This is a genomic window from Accumulibacter sp., assembly GCF_016789985.1.
Lineage (GTDB): Bacteria > Pseudomonadota > Gammaproteobacteria > Burkholderiales > Rhodocyclaceae > Accumulibacter.
On the sequence record NZ_JAEUOL010000205.1, the window covers coordinates 1 to 2939 of the forward strand.

The following is a 2939-nucleotide window of genomic DNA, read 5'->3' on the forward strand; positions in this document are numbered from 1 at the left end:
GAGAGCGATGCCTGGGGAAGACGTTTCAGCTACCGCCCGACCGCCACATTCACCAATTCGGCCACCCGCGTCACCCTGGCCTCGCAAGGTAACCTCACAGTGCTGTCGGCCGCCGGAGGCAACTCGGTGGCCTCTTTCGTACCGGCGATCGTCGTTTCGCACGGCGCCAATGGCAACGGCGCACACACTGGCCTGGGGACGCAGTTGGCTGTGGGTGCCGACCCCGACGAACTGGAGAACCAGGTGGTCCTGGTCACGTCGGCCTGGACAGATGGCGGTGTGGTGCGCACATTCGTCAAGCGCTCGACGCCGACCCCGGGCTACGACGACGAAGTCGTCTGGCTGCCGCCCGGACTTTTCTTCAACCGGATGCTCAGTGCCGGCAAACTTCCCTGAACGTGCTGGCGACCCGGCCTGATTGCGCGCCGCCGATGTTGCGGACCGCTGACCCGACTCGAGTCTGGGCAGACTACTCGGGGGGTTGGTGCGCGTTGACCACCACCTTGCTTTAAGGTCCAATTGGGGCATGCCCTCGTTCCACCTTCCGTCCACCCCGCGATGAGTGCCGACTGGACCTTCCTGGACCGACTGCGCACTGCCGGCATCTGTCCGGACGACCCGGAAGACCTGCGCCGGCAGAAATCACTGCTGTTCTTCGCCACCGGACTGATCTGCTTTGCCTCGATCGTCTGGTTGCTGATCTACTGGCAGCTCGGACCCCGCTTTCCGTCCAACCTGACGCTCGCCATGCAGTTGCTGCTGGTCGGCAATCTGCTGGTTTATCTCAAGACACTCAACTTCAACGTCTTTCGCCAGATCCAGTTGTCCCTGCTGCTGTTCATGCCCTTTGTCGCGCAGTGGAGCATCGGCAGCTTCATCAACGCCAGCGGCATCAGCCTGTGGGCACTGCTGGCGCCGATCGGCGCCGTGCTGTTCATCGGTCCGCGCGAGTCGGGGGCGTGGTTCTTCGCCTACGTCTTTCTCACCCTTCTGTCGGGCAGCTTCGATTACTATCTCGCCGACGCGTTGCTGGCTGCACCGCAAAAGGTGCCATTGCAGACCACGGCCTTCTTTTTCGCACTCAACTTCGCCGCCGTATCGACCATTGTCTACCTGCTGCTCCGCTATTCCGACGCCGAGAAACACAAGGCGCAGCAACGGCTGCAGGAAGCGCATCGCCTGCTGCAGCTCGAACAGGATCGTTCCGAACGGCTGTTGCTCAACATCCTGCCCGGGTCGATCGCCAAGCGTCTGAAGGACAGCAACCAGACGATCGCTGATGGCTTCGCCGAAGTCTCGGTGATGTTCGCCGACATCGTGAACTTCACGCGCATTGCCGCAGGGCTGACCCCCAAGCAGGTGTTCACCATGCTCAACAAGATTTTTTCCAGTTTCGACGAGCTGGCCGAGAAGTACGGGTTGGAAAAGATCAAGACGATTGGCGACGCCTATATGGTCGCCGCCGGTCTCAACGATGCCTGTCGACTGCCCGCCGAGTCGCTGGCCGACATGGCGCTGGAGATGTGTGCCCTGTTGCACGAGGATTTCACCGTCAACGAGAGGCATCTCGAGCTGCGTATCGGCATCGGCACCGGCCCGGTGGTTGCCGGTGTCGTCGGCAAGAAGAAGTTCATTTACGACCTGTGGGGCGATACCGTGAATATTGCCAGCCGCGTCACCACCGAAGGCGTTCCCGGTGTGGTCCAGGTCGATCAGCGAACCTACCAGCGCCTGCGCGACAGCTTCGATTTCCAGGAGCCGCAGATGATTCAGGTCAAGGGCAAGGGGAGCATGGTCGTTTACCGCCTGCTCGGGCGGCGCGTGCGCGCCTGCACGCTTGACGGTGGTCAGGGGGCAGACCCCGCCGGAGGCCGTTTGCGCAACTCGAAGCAAACCTTGCCGGGGGAATTGCTCGCCAGGCGCAATTCGTAGCCGCAGCTCTCGGCCTGGCGGGCGGCGTGGTAGAGGCCGATGCCAAGGCCGCTCTCCGAGGCTACCGGGGCCTGCAGCAGTGCGCCGAGTATCGGTTCGCTGATTGCGCTGCCGTCGTCGCAGACGGTGAGGCACGAGGCGTCGGCGGCGAGCGTCACGTGGATCTGCAGATCATTTTCCACCTGACTCTTGAGCAGCGCGTTGTGGAGCAGATTGTCGGTCACGCTGTCGAACAACGCGGTTGGCAGCAGCGCTTCGGGGTCAGGCTGGTCGGCCGCGAAAATGACCGGTGCGGTGGCGTAGCGTTGCTGCTGGATGCGCCACCACATTTCGGCCGGCAACGTGCCGCCCATTTCGTTCTGCGGTTTCTGCAGCTTGCTCAGCGTCTGCTGCAGACGCTGGCTGATCTGTGGTAACTGGCGCTGAAGCAGCAGTTCGCGCCGTTCGCCGTCCTTGCCGTTCATCGTCTGTGCCACGTACCAGAGATTGTTCAGCGATTGCAGCAGGTTTTTCACGTCATGGGTCAGGCGGGCGCCGGTTTCGTGGATCGCCCGCAGGTAGCTCACCTGCTGCAACTCGCGGGCGCGCAACTTGGCAATGTAGTGGTCATTGGCGAGCTGGGTCAGCAGATGGAAATGCCAGATCAGCGCCGGGCTCAGCTTGTGACGGGTATGCAGCGTGAGGAGCAGTGGTTGTCCCGGAAAGTCGTGACGAAAGCGCGACTCGTTGCCAAAAGCGCCCTCGCGCGTGCCGGCGACCCAGCTCCCGCCGTCGACCCAGGGCAGGTCGAGCATTTCCGCCAGCGCTTGTGAGAGAAAGCGCTCCGGATCGCTTTCGCTGCCGGCGAGGGTGGTCAGCCGATGCAGCCAGCGCTCGAAGGGCAGGCCGATGGTCAGCAGGTAGCGCGAGAAGAAGACATCGATGCCGGTGTAGCCCGGACGGGTGTTCCAGGTCCAGCCGATCAGCAACAGGAGGAGTGCGATCGAGACCAGCGTGCTGATCACCGC

At 62.7% G+C, this 2939-nt stretch carries 2 protein-coding genes and 1 pseudogene; 2 read left to right on the forward strand and 1 reads right to left on the reverse strand.

Going from position 1 to position 2939, the window contains the following annotated elements; translation table 11 throughout:
- Both JNK99_RS12015 and JNK99_RS12020 read left to right on the forward strand, forming a co-directional pair.
- Positions 1-396, forward strand: a pseudogene (locus JNK99_RS12015) (prepilin-type cleavage/methylation domain-containing protein); the annotation flags it as partial.
- Positions 397-558: 162 nt separating this feature from the next.
- On the forward strand, positions 559-1932 hold the full coding sequence (locus JNK99_RS12020) for an adenylate/guanylate cyclase domain-containing protein (RefSeq protein ID WP_291853337.1): 1374 nt from the start codon (positions 559-561) through the stop codon (positions 1930-1932).
- On the opposite strand, the gene JNK99_RS12025 is transcribed toward JNK99_RS12020, so the two are convergent.
- Positions 1848-2939: ATP-binding protein (locus JNK99_RS12025; RefSeq protein ID WP_366518760.1), on the reverse strand; the 1092-nt coding region annotated here is incomplete at its 5' end. The two genes, JNK99_RS12020 and JNK99_RS12025, sit on opposite strands and share 85 nt — an antisense overlap.